We start from the raw sequence: 17452 nt of genomic DNA, 5'->3' as shown, positions 1-17452 counted from the left end.
TATCGGGCGGCATCGTCATGCCGCAGAGCATATCACCGGCGCGTCAGGGTTTTTACTTGTAGAACGTGTGGTAGCCCAGGAACACCGCGATGACCAGCAGCACCATGATCCACGACCAGCGCGAATTCGACAGCCCGCGCGGTTCCGGTTCGGGCGGCGGGGGCGGCGGCGCGAGCCGGGGCTGGCTCGCCATATGGTCGATGAAGGCGGCGAAGAACTTCTGGATGATCTTGTCGCAGCCTTTGAGCAGCACGCTCTCGCCGCACTCGGCCAGCTTGCCGCCGGCCATGCAGGCCACGGTATAGGCCAGCCGCGTGCCGTGGTCCTTGGCGCTGAGATTGATCTGCGCGGTCCCGATGGCCAGGCAGGCGGCGCGGCCCTTGCCCTCGAAAGCCAGGGTACAGCTGTTGTGCGGGTCCACGTCGGACATCAGGATCTCGCCGTCGTAATCGGTGTCGATCCCCGCGACCTTGGCGCGCAGCTTGAACGCATACTCGGTCGGACTGAGCCGGACCACCTCCACGCAGCCGGGTATGCATTTCTGCAACACGACCGGGTCCGTCAACGCATCCCAGGTCTGGTGCTGGGTAGAAGGAATCCACTGGGCATCTGCAATGCGCATGGTGTTCTCCTTGGAAGGGCCATGTATGCATTCTCACCCCAGTTTGGCAATTTGACCATAGATCGCCCCGCACGCTGGGTTATTGCCGGCCGGATTGCGCCGGCCCCTGTGCTTCTGATTCCGAACGGCACAGCGCCAGGAACCAGGCTAACAAGGTGACGTAAAGCGAGACGTTCTGCATGGAACGGAACATCAATTCAGTGAGGCCGAAGACTGCGAAACCCAGGGCCAGTGCCGCGCCCATCGTCGCGGCAGCTCGCAGCGGCGCTGGATTGGGAGCGGCGAGCCGGCGCAGAAAGAAGCCGGCGGGGACGCAGTAGAGCAATGCCAGTCCCAGACCTCCGAGCAGACCGTAACTGCTTAGCATCTGCAGCATGTCATTGTGGGGTTCACCGAAATCCTGCGCCACGAACGGTGAGACCACACCGCGGGCCACTCGTGCCTGCAGTTCCGGAATGAAGCGGGCCGGGGTGCCAAGTCCGACCAGGGGCTCCGCCTCGATCATTTCGACGCTCGCCCGCCACAACTGCAACCGAATGCAGACGGAGGTGTCCGCCGTCGCCTTTGCGCCATGGCATTCCTGCAACTCGTGGACGCCCTGCGCCACGCGACTGCGCAGGGCCTGACTGGTTGAGCCCAATGCGACGAGGATGGCGAGGCTGGCGGCCAGCACACCTAGCGCGCGCCACGGCCGCTGCATGTGGCAAAATAACCACATTCCCAGAAACAGAAACAAGGGGATTGCCATCCATGCTGTGCGGGTTTGCGTCAGGATGACGCCGGCGAAGCCACAGGCGACCGTCAGCAACTTGAAGCACTGTTCGAGCCGAGGGCGCTTCAAGAGGGGCCAATGCATGCCATACAGGGTAATGAACAGCCAAAGCATCATCAGGTTGGCATATCCCACGGCGTTGTACTGCGGCGTATCTGGACGGTTCCATGCGGGCAGCGACAGCCACAGAACCGTTGCGGTGGATGTCCACAACGCGGCTGCTATACCCCAGAACGCATGACGCAGGCGTGCTGTTTCGATGCTGAGCAATGCTCCCAGAATGACGGGTAGCCCGATACCGATTCTCAGGCCGCGCTCGAGCGAGGGGCCGTGGAACAGGCCATGCGCATACTGGCTGAGCGCGATAGCGCACAAGGGCACGGACATCGCGACGATCACGATACGGTAGGAACGCAGGCTGTGCAGCGTTTCGCGCCAGCCTCCGGGGCGGCTCAAACAACGCAGCGAACAAAGTAGCGCCATTGCGTAGAAAAGGGCGCTGCCGCCGCCGACGGTCATGGCGGCGACAGGCATGGCGCACAACAGCGCCGTAAGAATCAGCGGCAAAGAGACCATCGGGAAATCCGGCCAAGACCGCAGTCGTCACACGATGTGGAACCGCCGATGAAAATAGCGAAGGCGCATCGATTTGGCATCTTCAATAGATCTTTTGGGATAGTTGTAACGACAAGAGAGTTACACCGTTACGGCTTTGTCGCAATCGTACTGCAGGAGGACTCGGCCGGAAGCATTAGGAGGCGTGCTCCCACTTTTTATCGATATGAATTCTCATTACTGCTGCGAGACCTTCATACTGGAGGCCGCGACGACAGCGGCACTCGGACATCTGGCGCGGAAACCGTTAAACGGATCAACCGTAGTGGTGAGCGCGTCATCGGTCCCCAAATTTCTTGAAGGATTTCTTGGCAAGTGCCTACTCCTTATTACGCCCCTGCCTAACGGCGAAAGTGCGATAATTGCGCCATTGTTGCGCCTGGGTGATGGCCAGGACGTAGCGGGTAGGCTTGTAGACGCAAGAGCCGCCAGCAGGTAGAACCTATTTTTCTGCCGGCGCCGCAAAGAAACGGTGAAGAGGTTGATGTACGCAGTCCCTCGTTAAGCGTGGTTAAAGGTCAAGCCGCTGATGCGACTGAGATATTCGGACGGCGTGCCTAACATTAGAAATTCATCATATAACGGCGCTTAAATAGAATATGCTTTATTTGCTTGTGGCGTTCATTGTCTCTTTGGTTTCTACGTTGTTGGTATTGCGATTTAATGCAGTTCATGGAAGATTTACCGCCGACCACGATACCAAGGGGGTGCAAAAGTACCACGACAAGCCAGTGCCGCGGGTGGGAGGGGTGTCCCTCGTATTTGCGATGTTATGTATTTTCATACTGGCCACGATACGCGAATCCTCTTTGACCTACGAGCCCTTGACATTGCTGGCAGTGGCTATGCCGGCCTTTCTCGGCGGCCTCGCGGAAGACATAACCAAGCGTGTGAGGGCGGTGCAAAGGCTGTTGCTGGCGATGATCTCCGGCATGGCGGCCTATTATTTCCTGGGTGCCACGCTGACCCGGCTGGATATCTATGGGGTCGATTGGCTCTTGCAGTTCGGGCCGATTTCCTTTGTGGTCACGGCATTCGCCATTGCTGGTGCGGCAAACGCCATAAATATTATCGATGGTTACAACGGGCTGGCCGCGGTCGTGTCGGCGATGATATTCGCGGGATTTTCGTATGTTGCCTACTATCTGGGCGATCGCCTGCTACTGGTCACTTCGGTCGGAATGATCGGCGCTATCCTCGGGTTTTTGCTCTGGAACTACCCGCGCGGCCTGATCTTTCTCGGCGATGGCGGAGCCTATTTCATCGGCTTCATGATCGGCACGGTTTCGGTGCTGATGCTGGCACGTCACCCCTATGTTTCGGCGTGGTTTCCGCTGCTGCTCTGTATTTATCCGGTTTTCGAAACCCTGTTTTCCATCTATCGTAAGAAATGGCTGCGGGGCGTATCTCCTGGAGCGCCCGATGGTGTCCACCTGCATATGCTCATCTACAAGCGGGTGGTGCGTTGGGCGGTCGGCTCCAGGGAATCCCGCCATCGCAACCAGCGCAATTCGATGACCTCGCCGTATCTGTGGCTGTTGTCGTCCATGGCGGTCATTCCCGCCGTGCTGTTCTGGCAAATGCCCTATGTGCTGATGGCCTGTGCGGCGGCCTTTTCCGTCACCTACATTCTGTTGTATCGCAAGCTGGTGTTGTTCCGCATGCCGCGATGGATGATTATCAAGAAGCGCAGTCGCCACGGCTCGAGTCGCTCACTGCGCAAATGATATTTTTTGTCCGCTCCTATATCGCCGACTTCGACGCCCGTTTGGGGAAGTACTTCGCCGCCCTGGCCGAGGCCGGGATCGGCTTTGGTTTCATCGGCTGGAAAAAGGACGAACAGCAGGCCCAGGAGCGTGCTGGTTTTCATTATTTTTCCAGGCGCGCCCGGCTGGGCGCCGGATGGAAAAATGCCGTCGCGCTGCTTCATTGGAATCTCTACGTATTCTGGAAGCTGGTAAAAGAGCGTCGCAGGATCTGCGCTGTGCATGCAGTCGACCTCGATGCCGGTCTATCGAGCTGGTTGTTCTGCCTGCTGTTCAGGCGGCCGTTGGTGTTGGATCTGTATGATAAATACACCGCCGTGCGCAATATCAAAGGACCGGTAGGACAGATTCTGGACCTCCTGGAAAAGCTCATTGCCCACGCTGCCGCCCTGACGATCATCGCAAGTCCGGAGCGTTATATTCAGCACGGCCTCCGGCCCGGAGATTCCAGGGTCTTGGTTCTGGAAAACGTTCCGAACGCAGCCGTCGAACCTGTTTCGCCCTGGCAGGCGAGCAAGCCGTGGAACATCGGCTACTTCGGCGTTCTAGAGGAGCGCCATCGTGGTCTGGAAGCGTTGCTGGCCGTCTGCAAGGGGCGCGCCGACGTACAGTTGCACGTCGCTGGTTACGGCCGCCTGGCGCCGCAGTTCGCCGCGGCCACCGAAACCGAGGCGAATGTGCATTATTACGGAGCCATGGACAGCCAGGCGGGCCTTGACCTGATGGCGAGAATGGATGTTGTCGTAGGCATGTATTACCTGTCCGTTCCCAATCACCGGTACGCCTCTCCGAACAAGTACTATGAACATCTGATGCTGGGCCGGCCCTTGCTGACGTCCGCCGGAACACCGCCGGGAGCGCGTGTCGAGCAGGATATTTCGGGCTGGGCCGTTGCCGAAGGCGAGCCGCCGCTGGAACAGTGGCTCGGCGGGTTGGACGCCGCCGCGATCATGGCGCGCGGCGGCCGGGCGGTTCGGATTTGGAACGAGCGCTATGCTACGTACTACCGGTCGCACTATTGCGGCCAGTACGTCACGCGGATAAGGCGGCTGTGCGATGGTGGGCGGCGCAATGGCTAATGAGAAACACCCGATTGTTTCTGTGGTGATGCCTGCATACAATGCGCGGCGGTTCATCGGCGAGGCCGTTCAGTCCGTGCTTGACCAGACATACGGGGCCTGGCAGCTGATCGTGGTCGACGACGCCTCCACCGACAATACGGCGGAGATCGTTGAGTCTTACCGGCGGGATGACGAACGGATCTTGTACGTGCGCAATCCCGGCAACATGGGAGTGGTGCATAGCCGGAACCGGGCGCTCGACCTGGCCAGCGGAAAGTATGTCGCGTTCCTGGACGCGGACGATGTCTGGAAACCCGCGAAACTGGCGACCCAGGTTTCGTTCATGGAAGAAACCGGAACATCGGTCTCCTATGGCAGCTATCTTCGAATCGATGGCGACGGGCGGCCAGTCGGCACAGTCCTGGCGCCGGACGGGTTGAGCTACGACGATATGCTGAAGTCCAATTTCATCGGCAATCTGACCGGCATATTTCGCCGAGCGGATCTGGGCGATCTGAGATTCGAGGACATCAGGCATGAGGATTACGTATTCTGGTTGAGGGCGCTGGACAGGGTGGGCTCGGCCCGCGCCACGCCGTCGAGCGAGCCATTGGCGGGCTACCGGGTAAGCGCCGGCTCGCTGTCGGCCAATAAGTTCAAGGCCGCCAGATGGCAGTGGGTGATTTACCGCTCGGTGCTGGGCCTATCCGTTCTTCGCAGTACGTCGTGTTTCATCTGGTATGCATGGTTTGCAGTGATGAAGCGTGGTGTATGGCGAAAATCAATCAATAAAGTCAACCTGTAGGAACTATTGCGCGTGTCTCAAAAGTCAAAACACCGTGCATCTCCACTGTCGCTGCTGAGAAGTCTGGTCAGAAACCGTCAGCTTATCTGGAGTCTCGTCAGGCGTGAGGTTATCGGCCGCTATCGTGGTTCGGCACTTGGGCTGTTGTGGTCATTCTTCAACCCGGTGTTTATGCTTCTGGTCTATACGTTCGTATTCAGCGTGGTCTTCAAGGCGAGGTGGCCCGGCGGCACCGAATCAAAAACCGAATTTGCTTTGGTGCTGTTCGCCGGCCTGATGCTGTTCAATTTCTTCGCGGAATGCATCAACCGCGCGCCGTCGCTGATTCTGGCCAATGTCAACTATGTGAAGAAGGTGGTGTTTCCCCTGGAGATCCTGCCTTGCGTCGCATTGGGCTCGGCGTTCTTCCACCTGTTGATAAGCCTTTCCGTCTGGATGGTGTTTTATGTCGTTTTCTATGGTGTGCCACACCTAACGGTGCTGCTGTTCCCCGTGGTCGTTTTTCCGTTGGTTGTCGTGGTACTGGGTCTGAGCTGGTTCCTGTCGTCGCTGGGCGTATTCCTGCGTGATGTTTCGCAGTTCATCGGCATCCTCACAACGGTGCTGATGTTCATGTCGCCCATTTTCTATTCGGCATCCATCCTGCCCGCAGAATATCAGGGCTTTCTGCACCTGAGCCCGCTTACCGTAGTGGTGGAGCAGGCGCGCAATGTGCTTTTTTGGGGGCGGGGGATCGATTGGGGCATATGGTCGATGTATACAGTGGCCGCTTTCCTGATCGCAGCATTGGGTTATGCATGGTTTCAACGTACCCGAAAAGGCTTCGCCGATGTCCTCTGATAATTTGGCAATCGCAGTCCGGAATCTGAGCAAGTGCTTTCATCTCTATGACAAGCCGCGCGATCGCCTATTGCAAATGGTCTCCTTCGGCCGTAAGCAGTATTATCGTGATTTCTGGGCGCTGCGCGATCTGTCGTTCGAAGTGCAGCGCGGCGAAACCATAGGCGTTATCGGTCGTAATGGGTCGGGTAAATCGACCTTATTGCAGATGATATGTGGAACGCTCACGCCGACTACAGGCGAGATCTGGACGCGAGGCCGCATTGCCGCGCTTCTGGAGCTCGGGGCGGGCTTTAACCCGGAGTTTACGGGCCGTGAGAACGTATACCTAAACGCTTCTATCCTCGGGCTTACGAATCGCGAGACTGACGAGCGCTTTGACGATATTGCGGCCTTCGCGGATATCGGGAGCTTCATAGATCAGCCGGTAAAGATGTATTCGAGCGGAATGTATGTCCGTTTGGCCTTTGCCGTTGCGATCAATTCAACTCCCGACGTTCTGATCGTGGATGAGGCGCTGGCCGTTGGCGATACCCGCTTCCAGTACAAGTGCATGCGGCGTATCAAGGAGATACAGGGCTCGGGTGCTGCGGTCTTGTTCGTCAGCCATGACGTCGGTTCGGTGCGCACGCTTTGTCAACGGGCGGTGTGGCTCGATAAAGGCGGGCTGCGCATGATAGGCCAAGTCGCGAACGTGACGAGCCGGTACGCCGAATTCATGTATCACGACGAAAATGGCACGGAGCCGCCGGCCGAGGTTGCGGCAGGGCAAGAGGAACCGGCCGCGGCCGTCGACGAGGTTACACAGCCGGCGACCGCGACCATGCCTGAGGCGGTGTCGCAGGAGTCCGACGCGTTGCATCTGGACGCGAAGCCTGCCTCGCACTGGGGCAAGCAGACGGGGCTGATCAGCCACGCCGCGGTCCACAGGGCGACGGGGGAGCGCAGAGACGTATTCGAATGGGGTGAAAGCCTCTGCGTGAGGGTCATTTTCCGCCCACCGGTTGGGGTGGATATCGACAAGGTGGGCGTGGCCTTCTCCATCAAAAACGAGAAAGGCATGGATCTGCTCGTGACCAGCACGCAAGAGGACGCAGCTTTTGCGGTGCCCGGTGACCGCTCTTCGGTTCAAGTGGAGTTTCGATTTGACAATTATCTGGTGCCAGGCAAGTACATGCTGGTGGCAGCGCTGGAGGACGCCAGTTTGGGGGATAGATCCTATTTCGAGTACGTGGAAGGCGCACATTATTTCTCCGTCACGGCTCCCACCAGATTCATGGGCGTGTTCCGCCCGGAAGTGACCACAACATGTATTGGAGGGGCTGTATGACCTCGACGGATATCAATAGCCACGAATATTGGAACGGCCGGTTCGACAAAGACTGGGAATCCAATCTCGGAAAGGAACAATCCCGTTTCTTCGCCAGCGTAGCGCTGGCCAACATGCCTCAATGGTTGAGGCCGGTGGCCAACCAGGAAAACTGGACGGTGTGTGACTGGGGATGCGCGCAGGGCGACGGAACCGACGTCCTGGCGAGTCACTTCATTCGGGAACGAGTGACTGGAGTGGATTTCGCCGAGTCGGCGGTCGAGAAGGCTCGTGCCGCTTATCCCGGCCTGCGCTTCGAGGCGGAGGACTGGATCGCGGAGGACGGCGTCGGCGGAAAATTCGATATCGTATTCTCGTCCAATACCCTGGAGCATTTCTTCGATCCATTCAGTGTATTGTCGAAATTGTTCGAGCATGCCGAGCATTGTGTGATACTTGCTCTGCCTTACCGTGAGCTTGACCGGATATCGGAGCATTTTTTCACGTTCACTGCCGAGAACATCCCGCTGGTTGCCGATTCCGATTGGCTATTGGTTCATTCTGCAGTGGCTAACTGCCGAGTAATGGAGCCGACCTATTGGCAGGGTGATCAGATCATTCTGGTATATGCCAACCGCGTATGGGCGCAACAGAAGAAAATCGCTCTGGCGGATGGCGCGTTGGCTTCCGACGCGGTGGAGATACCTGTCGATATCATGCCCGAGCAGATGAGCGCCCTGCGCCAGGAGAACGAGCGCCTGGCCAGCGGCATTTTGGAGATCAAGGAGTTGCTGCATCAACAATCGCAGCAGCTGGAGCAATCCGCGCAATCCGCAGCGCAATCAGCAGCACAGTCCGCAGCGCAATCGGCCGCCCAGTCGGCAGCGCAATCCGCTGCCCTGTCCGCCGAGCATGAAGCAGAGATCCAACGCCTGGAAGGGGAACGGCAACGCCTCGAAGGGGAGCGGCAACGCTTGGAGATCGATCGGGACCAGATGGCGGGAATGCTGGAGCAGATGAAATGCAGCATGTCGTGGCGTGTGACCGGACCTTTCAGAGCCGTGTCGGCAAGCCTGCGAAAGCTGTTCAAAGGCTGAGTCGACCCAGGCACCGGATGCCCCCATTAATGCAGCCGATAAATAGCGCGGCTGCGGTATGGCTGAGTCGGCATCAGAACGACGGATGGCTGCAAACGACTCAAACGGTTCATCGATAAATCGATCTTCGCCATCCGGAATTTTGGCGACATATTTCGAAAATTGCTGGATGCGTTCAAAATATATGGCGGAGCATTTTTAATTTGTGGATTGATTTCAAGTATTAACCGATTTACAAATTTTGTTTTGTCGTGATGATCAGTAATTTTTCCGATCGCTTTTCAGGACCAGTGAAAATAGAGTATCGTGCGGCTAGCCAGGCTGGGAATGCACGGCAATAGATAAGATGCCAACTATATGAATAACCTCAACGGATTCGCAGTTTCTTGGTTTTTTGCACCCTACGTCGGGTCTGCAGATACCGACTTTTTCAAGCGCATAAAAGATACGAGGATATCGTATCTGGTCGCACAGGTGGCTCGTGATACTCGCGATGATTCCATGCTGCGCTATGCGTCCACCGACATCGAACGAGTCGAGATCGAACTGGATCACCAGAATCCGCGTAATATTTCCGTACGTGCGCGTTTCTGTGAAGAGGTTTTAAGGATCTTCAAGGAGTCGAAACGAAAATTCGACTTCCTGATTTCTCATTCCAATGAGCTGGTAAGCCACGAGGCAGTTGGAAAAATAAAGAAACTGCGCCCCGACTTGCCGTGGGTTGCCTATTTCGGCGATCTTTTCGTGCGCAATCCGTATATCCGTCATATGCCAGGCTATCCTCTGGTGGCGGAAGATAGCGCGATCGAGCGGGAGACGCTGCGTGATGCCGACCTGATCATCCTGAATAACGAATATCAGCGCGACCTGATGTTCACGGGAAATCTGGCCACGTTCAAGCATAAGGCCGTGATCATTCCGCATTGCTATGACCCGGCGATGTACCCGGCTGACGTCGTGCCAAAGAACGATAAGTTCGTCTTTTCGCATCTGGGGACGCTGTATTACGTCAAGCGCACCGCCGAGCCGGTGCTTCGTGCGGTCGATCGTCTGCTCGAAATCTATCCGGAATACCGCGGGAAGTTCGAGCTGCGTTTTTACGGCGCCAGCCCTTGCGATAGCGATCGGGCATGTCATGAGGCGATGCGCAATCCCAGCCATGTACGTTTTCTCGGGCCGGTCTCTTACTCCGAAAGCCTGCGCCTGATGGCCGAGTCCGATGCGCTGCTCCTGATAGACGGCCTGTTTTCCGAGGCGGACGACGGTCTGGACTGCAATCCGTTCTTCCCTGGGAAATTGACGGACTACATGGGGGCGCGCCGACCGATAGCGTCGATTACGATGGCCAAGGGGCCCACCGCGGATATTATGACCGAATCAGGAAACCTGATTGCGGACAGCCGCCTGGATCGCGTCGCGTATGTCTTGAAGAGATATATCGACCGAAAAATCCAGCCCAAGTATGACGTATACGATAATTATTCCGTCGGCAAAGTAGCGGGACTGATGGAAGACGCGATCAAATCTATATTGAAGGTGTGAAATGAAGCACTACGACGTAATTATAGTTGGAACGGGTTTTGCGGGCTCCATACTTGCCGAGCGCCTGGCCTCTCAAATGGATCGCAAAGTGCTGCTTATCGAGCAGCGCGACCATATTGCCGGCAATATGTACGATTATAAGGATGAACACGGGGTAATGGTGCATAAGTATGGGCCGCACCTGTTCCGCACGAATAGCCCGCGAGTCCTGTCATATATTTCGCAGTTTACCGACTGGGAGCCATATCAGCACCGAGTCCTGGCGCACGTGCAGGGACAGCTCGTGCCGGTGCCGTTTAATCTGACATCCTTGGAAAAGCTGCTGCCTGAACAGGCCGAGGAACTGAAGTCCATTCTGATCGCCGAGTTCGGCATGGATGTCAAGGTTCCGGTTTCTGTGCTGCGCAAGCACGCAGATGTCCGGGTGCGTGAGCTGGGCGAGTTCATTTTCCAGAACATCTATCTCAACTACACGACCAAGCAGTGGGGCGACAAGCCCGAGAACCTGGATTTTGAGACCATCACCGCGCGCGTGCCGGTGCACTTGTCCTACGACGACAGATATTTCCAGGAAAGTCATCAGGCCTTGCCCAAGCAGGGATATACAGCCATGTTCGAAAGAATGCTGGCCCATCCGAATATCGAGGTTCGCCTGAATACCAAGGCTTCGGAATTGTTGGAGTTCGACTCCAGCAGCGGCAAGGTGCTGTTTGAAGGTCAGCCTTTCGAAGGCGATTTGATCTATACGGGTCCGGTAGATGAACTGTTTGGATATGTATACGGCGAGCTGCCGTACCGTTCGCTGCGTTTCGATCTGGAAACACACGACATGGAGTACTACCAGCCCACGACTACGGTGAACTACCCGAACACCGAACGTTTCACGCGCATCACGGAATACAAGCACTTGATGGGCGATAAGCCGGAAAAGACCACCATCATGAAGGAGTATCCGCAGGAGTACGACCGGAATGTGCCCGCTCAGAGCATTCCGTACTACCCGATACCGAAGGACGCCAGCGCGGCGTTGTATGCGCGCTATGTCGACCTGACGCGCAAGTTCCAGAATCTCAAATTGGTGGGACGGCTGGCCGAATATCGTTACTACGATATGAACAACATCATCGAACACGCGCTTGATGTGTTCGAAAACGACTTCCAGCGGAGCGCGCAGGAATGAGACCCAAGGTAAGCGTAGTGGTTCCGGTCTACAACCTCGAGTTCTATATCGAGCGTTGTCTGGCGTCGCTGGCCAACCAGACTTGCAAGGATATTGAGGTGTTGGTCATCAACGATGGCGGCACCGATGATAGCCAGTTGATCATCGAGGAATTCGTCGCGCAGTATCCCGGAATGTTCCGGTCGTTCGTCAAGCCGAACGGCGGCCATGGCGCCGCCTGCAACTACGGAATCGACAGGGCTAATGGGGAATACATCATCATCGTTGATGGCGATGATTTCCTCGACGAAGATGCGATCGAGTTCATGTACGACAAGGCGCAGAAGACCGGCGCGGACCTGCTCATCGGCAACCTGCGCTATTACTTTACCGATCACACCGCCCAGTTCAAGCCGATTCCCCTCGATTCGGAACGTGAATTGAACGATGCCGATCGCGATCTGCTTTACCGCAACTGGGCCACGCCTTGCGGTCGGATTTACCACCGCTCGATCTTCGAGGATCCTGATGTGCGCCTGCTGCCAGGCATCCTGTTCGCTGACGCGAATTTCGTGCCCAAGAGCTATCTGGTGGCCAAGAAGATTTACTACGTCGACAAGGAACTGTACAACTACGACAATACGCGGCCGACCCAGTCGATGAAGCAGACGGACAAGCGTATTCTGAATATTGTTCCGGCGCTCAATGATATGTTGGCCTTCTACAGGAAGAAGGGCGCTTTCGAAACCAAGCGCAAGCAGCTGATGTGGTATGTCGGCATGCACTGCGTGGCGTGGATCCGGAGGGTGCAGACGCTAGTCGGCTATCCGAAGCTGAAGGCACTGCGCGAGATCTTTGCCGTGGCTGACGGAAACTTTGGCTCTGATTGGCTCAAGACGGGCATCATCTGGGACGTGTTTGGCGTCAACGTGCATCGTGCCATCAAGATTGCACGCATGTTCCAATACGCACCCATTACTCTTTGCTGGCGCTTTGTCGGCGTATGCCGGCGGGTCGACGGCCGAATCGAGCGAGTGCTTGGCTTGCCGTTGCGTGGGTATAAGTGGTTCAAGCGCGGGCTGCGATCACGCCTTGGAGCCTTGCCATGAGTACGACCGGTAAACCCGGGCATATGCGCCGCGTGCTGGTGGCTGGAGGGGCGGGCTTCATTGGCACACATACGCTGGTCAGCCTGGTGGAGAATGGTTATCAGCCGATTGTGCTGGACAATTTTTCCAACAGCTCTCCCGAGGCCTTGGCACGGGTATGCCAGATCACCGGGGTCGAGGTATCGGCCGTGAATGGCGACATTCGCGATCGGACAGCGTTGGACCAATTGTTCCAACGCTGCGCCGATGAAGGCCGCCCGATCGAATGTGTGCTGCATCTTGCCGCGCTCAAGGCTGTGGGGGAGTCTTCGGTCAAGCCGTTGGAATACTACGACAACAATGTGACCGGGACATTGCGCCTGCTCGAGGCAATGCTCGCGGCCGGGGTCATGCGCCTGGTGTTCAGTTCATCCGCGACCGTATACGGCGAACCCGAGTCGCTGCCGTTCCAGGAACAACACCGTATTGCGCCGACCAATCCTTACGGTCAGACCAAGGCCATGGTCGAACAGATCTTGCGCGACCTTTGCGCGGCTCAACCGGACTTCGCGGCCGTCTGCCTGCGTTACTTCAATCCCATCGGTGCGCATGAAAGTGGACTGATTGGAGAGGATCCGCGCGGCGAACCCAATAACCTGTTTCCTTACATCATGCGGACGGCTGTTGGAAAGGCGCCGTTTCTGCGAGTCTTCGGTGATGATTACCAGACGGTCGACGGCACCGGCGTCAGGGACTATCTGCACGTTTCGGATCTGGCGGACGGCCATTCGAAGGCGATCGACTACATCTGCACCGGGAAAGCGGGGGCGAACTTTTCGGCTTTCAATCTCGGTACGGGGCGCGGCACCTCGGTGTTGGAACTGGTCGCGGCGTTCGAACGCGAGAGTGGCGTTCGCGTGCCGTACCAGGTCACGGCACGCCGGCCGGGCGATATCGCCGAAGCATGGGCTGACCCCTCGCAGGCCAACCAGGTGCTGGGATGGGCTGCCCGGAGAACCGTGGACCAAATGTGTCGCGACGGCTGGAACTGGCAGAAAAACAATCCGGATGGATATCCGGAATAGCATGCGGCTTGTCAACCGCATGGGCACGGAGAACAAATGAGCAGTTTGAAATCCATGACGCAGAGCCTGTTCGGCCCTGTGTACCGCGCTTTGCCGCAAGGTGCGCGCGACCTGCTGGCGCCATTGAAGCGCGCCATCCTGGGGGCGGCGGCGGCTCCGCGCACGGAGCCGGTGGCCGAAACAGCGCCGGTCGCACGCACGCCGAAGCAGTTGCACGATATCGATTGGCCGACCTTTCGCGATACCGTGCTGTCCCGACGGCATGAATACAAAGGCGTGTTCATCCAGAACCGTACCATCGATTGGGATGTACCGCTGTTCCAGCGGCCACAGCATATCTGTATCGCTTTTGGCAAGCTGGGATATTTGGTGATCTATCGGACGATCAACGGCGAGTTCGATGACGTGATCGGTTTCCGTCACATGGGCGGAAACGTCTGGCTGACCAACAGCCCCGAAATCGATTCGATCGAGGGAGCTGTGCGATCCATCTACAGTACCGTGGATCCGACTCCGCCCGAGGCCCTGGCGGATTTCCGCAAGAAGGGAAAAATTGTCTACGAATACATCGATCATATCGACGAGGCGGTGTCCGGAGCCACGCGGTTGAAGATGCTGGCCGATGCGCGCGATCATGCATTCGAGAGCGGCGTGGATGTTGTGGTGGCTTCGGCCCGCATGCTGGAGAACGAGGCGCTGGCCAAGCGCCCCAGGGATGAAGTCATTTACGTGCCCAACGGTGTGGATTGTTCCCATTACCGAAAGGATTGGTCTCACATTCCATTGCCGCAGGAATATCGAGACTTCCTGGCGCGCCACGACAAGATCGTCGGCTATTTCGGCGCGCTGGCTCCCTGGCTCTGGTATGACCTGATCCGGGATATTGCAGCGGCACGGCCGGATTATGGCTTCGTGTTCATCGGGCCAGACTATTTTGGCGGGTCCGATAACTTGCCGAAGGCGGACAATTTCATATGGCTGGGGCCGGTCGATTACCGCATATTGCCGGCCTATGCGAAGGAGTTCGATGTCGCCATCATTCCGTTCGCGCATAGCGATGTCGCCCGTACGACGTCGCCCTTGAAACTTTTCGAGTATTTCGCGATGGAGGTGCCAGTCGTGGTGACCTCCTCCATGGACGAATGTTGTGCCTATGACGTTGTTTTGTCTGCGGAAAATGCGCAGGAATACGTGCAGGCTATCGACAAGGCATTTGAGTTGCGCGACGACTCCGGCTATCGGCGTTCGATGGCGGCGCTCGCCGATCAAAACGACTGGATCGTTCGAGCGCAATCGATGGAAGCGGTCTTCAAGCGCCTTTGATCGCCGCAGCGCGCCCGGACCAGTCCGTGAGGACCGGTCCGGATGCGTCGATCAGGATTGGACTTGCTTCAGGCTTTCCACGATGCGGGCACTCGCAGCGCCATCGCCATATGGATTATGGGCGAAGCTCATGGCTTCGTACGTCGCCTGATCTGTCAGCAGCAGGGCCAACTGACCGGTGATGGCATCCACATCGGTTCCCACCAGCTTGACCGTGCCGGCGGCGACCGCTTCCGGACGCTCGGTGGTGTCGCGCATGACCAGCACAGGTTTGCCCAGTGAGGGCGCCTCCTCTTGAATGCCCCCTGAATCCGTCAGGATAACGTGGGAGCGATCCATCAGGTAGACGAAGGGCAGGTAGTCGAGCGGTTCCACCAGGAACACGTTGTCCAGCCCGGTAAGCAGTCGGTTCACCGGCGCACGAACATTAGGGTTCAAATGCACCGGGTAGATGAAATCGTGGTCGGGAAATTGCTTGGCCGAGGCCGCGATGGCCTGGCAAATGCGTTCGAAGCCTGCGCCGAAACTTTCACGGCGGTGGCCCGTGATCAGCACGACACGGCGTCCTTCACGCAGGAACGGAAGCTGCGCCGCGACATGGGCGCGCAGCGCTTCGTCTTGCTGGAGCTTGTTTTGCACCCAGAGCAGCGCGTCGATGACGGTATTGCCGGTGATGACGATGGAAGCAGGCGAAACGCCTTCACGCACGAGATTGTCATGCGAGGTCTGGGTGGGTGCGAAATGCAGGTTGGCTAACGCGCCGGTGAGCTTGCGGTTGGCTTCTTCCGGCCACGGCGAGTAAATATTGCCCGTGCGCAGGCCGGCTTCGACGTGGCCAACGGGAATGCGCTGGTAGTAAGCCGCCAGCGAAGCGGCGAACGTCGTGGCTGTATCGCCGTGGACCAGGATATAGTCCGGGCGGTAGTTTTGCAGCACGTTGCGCATGCCGAGCAGAATGGCGCTGGTTACGTCTGTAATGTCCTGGCCCGCCTTCATGATATCGAGGTCGAAATCCGGCCGGATCTCGAACAGGGACAAGACCTGGTCCAACATTTCGCGGTGCTGGGCGGTCACGCATACGCGTGCCTCTATGGTCGGATCGTGCGCCAGTGCATGTACGAGAGGCGCCATTTTGATGGCTTCGGGGCGAGTGCCGAACACGGTCAGGATTTTCATGAATCGGATCTGGGCTGAAGTTGTTGCAGTGGGCGACGCTGCGCGGCGCTGGCAATTGGGTTTGTAGCCGATTCTACTCCGGGGGCGTCCGGACGCTTCTCCCTGTGTTTCCCCGGGATTTTGTGTTGTACATTCCATCTTTCATCGTATTGCCCAATTCTTGATGCCCACCCGCATTCTCATCGTCCGCACTTCGTCCCTGGGCGACCTCGTCCACATGCTGCCGGCTATCACCGATATAGCCCGGCACGTTCCTGACGCCGAGATCGACTGGGTAGCGGAGGAGGCCTTCGCGGAGATTCCCGCCTGGCATCCGGCGGTCAATGAGGTCATCAAGGTGGCGCACCGGCGCTGGCGCAAGGCCTGGTGGTCGCCCCAGGTGCGGGCCGAGCGGCACGCCCTGAAAGAGCGGCTGCGGGCCAAGCAGTACGACGTGGTGCTGGACATGCAGGCGCTGTTGAAATCGGCCTGGCTGGTGCGCCAGACCCGCGGGGTGCGCCACGGGCTGGACTGGCGTTCGGCGCGCGAGCCGCTGGCGTCGCTGTTCTATAACGTGCGCCATCGGGTGGAATTCTGGCAGCCGGCGGTCATCCGCCAGCGCAAGCTGGCCTCGCTGACGTTCGGCTACCAGTACGCCGGCCAGCCCGATTTCGGGCTGCAGGCGTTTTCGCGCCAGGCCGCCCAGGCCCGCGAGGACGAGGCGGGGGCGGACCAGGGCCAGGCCGAGCCGCCGCGCCTGCATCACGTGGATACGGATCACGGCTACGCGGTCATCATGCCGTCGGCCAGCCGCGACGACAAACTCTGGCCCGAGGACGATTGGCGCGCGGTGTTCCGCCGCCTGCGCGACGCGGGCTGCACGCTGCGCCTGCTCTGCGGCAACGAGCAGGAGGCCGAACGCGCCAGGCTGCTGATCGCCGGCATGGACGGGGCGGAAGTGCTGCCACGCATGGATCTGACCTCGGTGGCCCGGCTGCTGGCCGGCTCGCGCCTGATGGTGGGCCTGGACAGCGGCCTGACCCATCTGTCGGCCGCGCTGGGCCGTCCCACCATCGGCATCTACCGGGCTTCGACCCCGGTGCGCACGCCGCTGGTCGGGTCGAACTACACCGCCAGCCTGGGCGACCGCGGCGCGTCGCCGTCGCGCGAGGCCGTGATGGCGTCGGTGGAGCAGGCGCTGGCGGCCCAGTGA

General features: G+C 58.2%; 15 protein-coding genes. 12 read left to right on the top strand and 3 right to left on the bottom strand.

The genetic code is table 11. The features are described from left to right. Positions 1 to 52: 52 nt before the first annotated feature. Both AC1M14_RS25770 and AC1M14_RS25765 read right to left on the bottom strand, forming a co-directional pair. A complete protein-coding gene (locus AC1M14_RS25770; protein ID WP_102775092.1) occupies positions 53 to 622 on the bottom strand; it encodes an SRPBCC family protein in 570 nt (189 codons plus the stop codon). A gap of 79 nt (positions 623 to 701) precedes the next feature. Beyond that, positions 702 to 1970 (bottom strand): O-antigen ligase family protein, encoded by a 1269-nt coding sequence (locus AC1M14_RS25765; RefSeq protein ID WP_479730676.1) that lies wholly within the window; start codon positions 1968 to 1970, stop codon positions 702 to 704. Between the two features lie 638 nt (positions 1971 to 2608). Between AC1M14_RS25765 and AC1M14_RS25760 the strand changes: the two genes are divergently transcribed. From AC1M14_RS25760 to AC1M14_RS25710, 11 genes are all read left to right on the top strand, one after another. Beyond that, positions 2609 to 3736 carry an MraY family glycosyltransferase gene (locus AC1M14_RS25760; RefSeq protein WP_479730675.1) on the top strand — a complete coding sequence of 376 codons (1128 nt, stop codon included), beginning with the start codon at positions 2609 to 2611 and terminating at the stop codon, positions 3734 to 3736. Then, positions 3679 to 4854, top strand: coding sequence for a glycosyltransferase family protein (locus tag AC1M14_RS25755; protein WP_479730674.1), 1176 nt, complete (start codon positions 3679 to 3681; stop codon positions 4852 to 4854). Before AC1M14_RS25760 ends, AC1M14_RS25755 begins: the two co-directional genes overlap by 58 nt. Next, entirely contained in the window at positions 4847 to 5641 is a 795-nt protein-coding gene (locus AC1M14_RS25750) for a glycosyltransferase family 2 protein (protein ID WP_479730673.1), read from the top strand. Before AC1M14_RS25755 ends, AC1M14_RS25750 begins: the two co-directional genes overlap by 8 nt. A 12-nt stretch (positions 5642 to 5653) precedes the next feature. Next, positions 5654 to 6481 (top strand): ABC transporter permease, encoded by an 828-nt coding sequence (locus AC1M14_RS25745; RefSeq protein ID WP_102775096.1) that lies wholly within the window; start codon positions 5654 to 5656, stop codon positions 6479 to 6481. Continuing rightward, a complete protein-coding gene (locus AC1M14_RS25740; RefSeq protein WP_479730672.1) occupies positions 6435 to 7811 on the top strand; it encodes an ABC transporter ATP-binding protein in 1377 nt (458 codons plus the stop codon). The genes AC1M14_RS25745 and AC1M14_RS25740 overlap by 47 nt, the downstream gene beginning before the upstream one ends. Beyond that, positions 7808 to 8887, top strand: a complete 1080-nt coding sequence (locus AC1M14_RS25735; RefSeq protein ID WP_479730671.1) for a class I SAM-dependent methyltransferase — start codon at positions 7808 to 7810, stop codon at positions 8885 to 8887. The genes AC1M14_RS25740 and AC1M14_RS25735 overlap by 4 nt, the downstream gene beginning before the upstream one ends. Positions 8888 to 9244: 357 nt before the next feature. After that, positions 9245 to 10429 (top strand): glycosyltransferase family protein, encoded by a 1185-nt coding sequence (locus tag AC1M14_RS25730; RefSeq protein ID WP_146196945.1) that lies wholly within the window; start codon positions 9245 to 9247, stop codon positions 10427 to 10429. Between the two features lies 1 nt (position 10430). Next, the gene (gene glf / locus AC1M14_RS25725) at positions 10431 to 11609 is read left to right on the top strand and encodes a UDP-galactopyranose mutase (RefSeq protein WP_479730670.1); all 1179 of its coding nucleotides are present in this window, start codon (positions 10431 to 10433) and stop codon (positions 11607 to 11609) included. Positions 11610 to 11626: 17 nt separating this feature from the next. Continuing rightward, positions 11627 to 12697 carry a glycosyltransferase family 2 protein gene (locus AC1M14_RS25720; protein ID WP_479730669.1) on the top strand — a complete coding sequence of 357 codons (1071 nt, stop codon included), beginning with the start codon at positions 11627 to 11629 and terminating at the stop codon, positions 12695 to 12697. Continuing rightward, a complete protein-coding gene (gene galE, locus AC1M14_RS25715; RefSeq protein ID WP_479730668.1) occupies positions 12694 to 13761 on the top strand; it encodes a UDP-glucose 4-epimerase GalE in 1068 nt (355 codons plus the stop codon). The genes AC1M14_RS25720 and galE overlap by 4 nt, the downstream gene beginning before the upstream one ends. Positions 13762 to 13797: 36 nt before the next feature. Further along, positions 13798 to 15084 (top strand): glycosyltransferase, encoded by a 1287-nt coding sequence (locus AC1M14_RS25710; protein WP_479730667.1) that lies wholly within the window; start codon positions 13798 to 13800, stop codon positions 15082 to 15084. A 51-nt stretch (positions 15085 to 15135) separates the two neighbouring features. Here the strand turns inward: AC1M14_RS25710 and wecB are convergent, their stop codons facing one another. Beyond that, complete coding sequence (gene wecB / locus AC1M14_RS25705; RefSeq protein WP_479730666.1) at positions 15136 to 16260, bottom strand: non-hydrolyzing UDP-N-acetylglucosamine 2-epimerase; 1125 nt, start codon at positions 16258 to 16260, stop codon at positions 15136 to 15138. Positions 16261 to 16423: 163 nt separating this feature from the next. On the opposite strand from wecB, the gene waaC reads away from it, so the two are divergent. Continuing rightward, positions 16424 to 17452, top strand: a complete 1029-nt coding sequence (gene waaC / locus AC1M14_RS25700; protein WP_102775105.1) for a lipopolysaccharide heptosyltransferase I — start codon at positions 16424 to 16426, stop codon at positions 17450 to 17452.

The sequence above is a fragment of the Achromobacter sp. SX5 genome (assembly GCF_056711425.1).
Note: the sequence above shows the minus strand (reverse complement) of the source record. Positions and strands in the feature narration are given on the sequence as shown.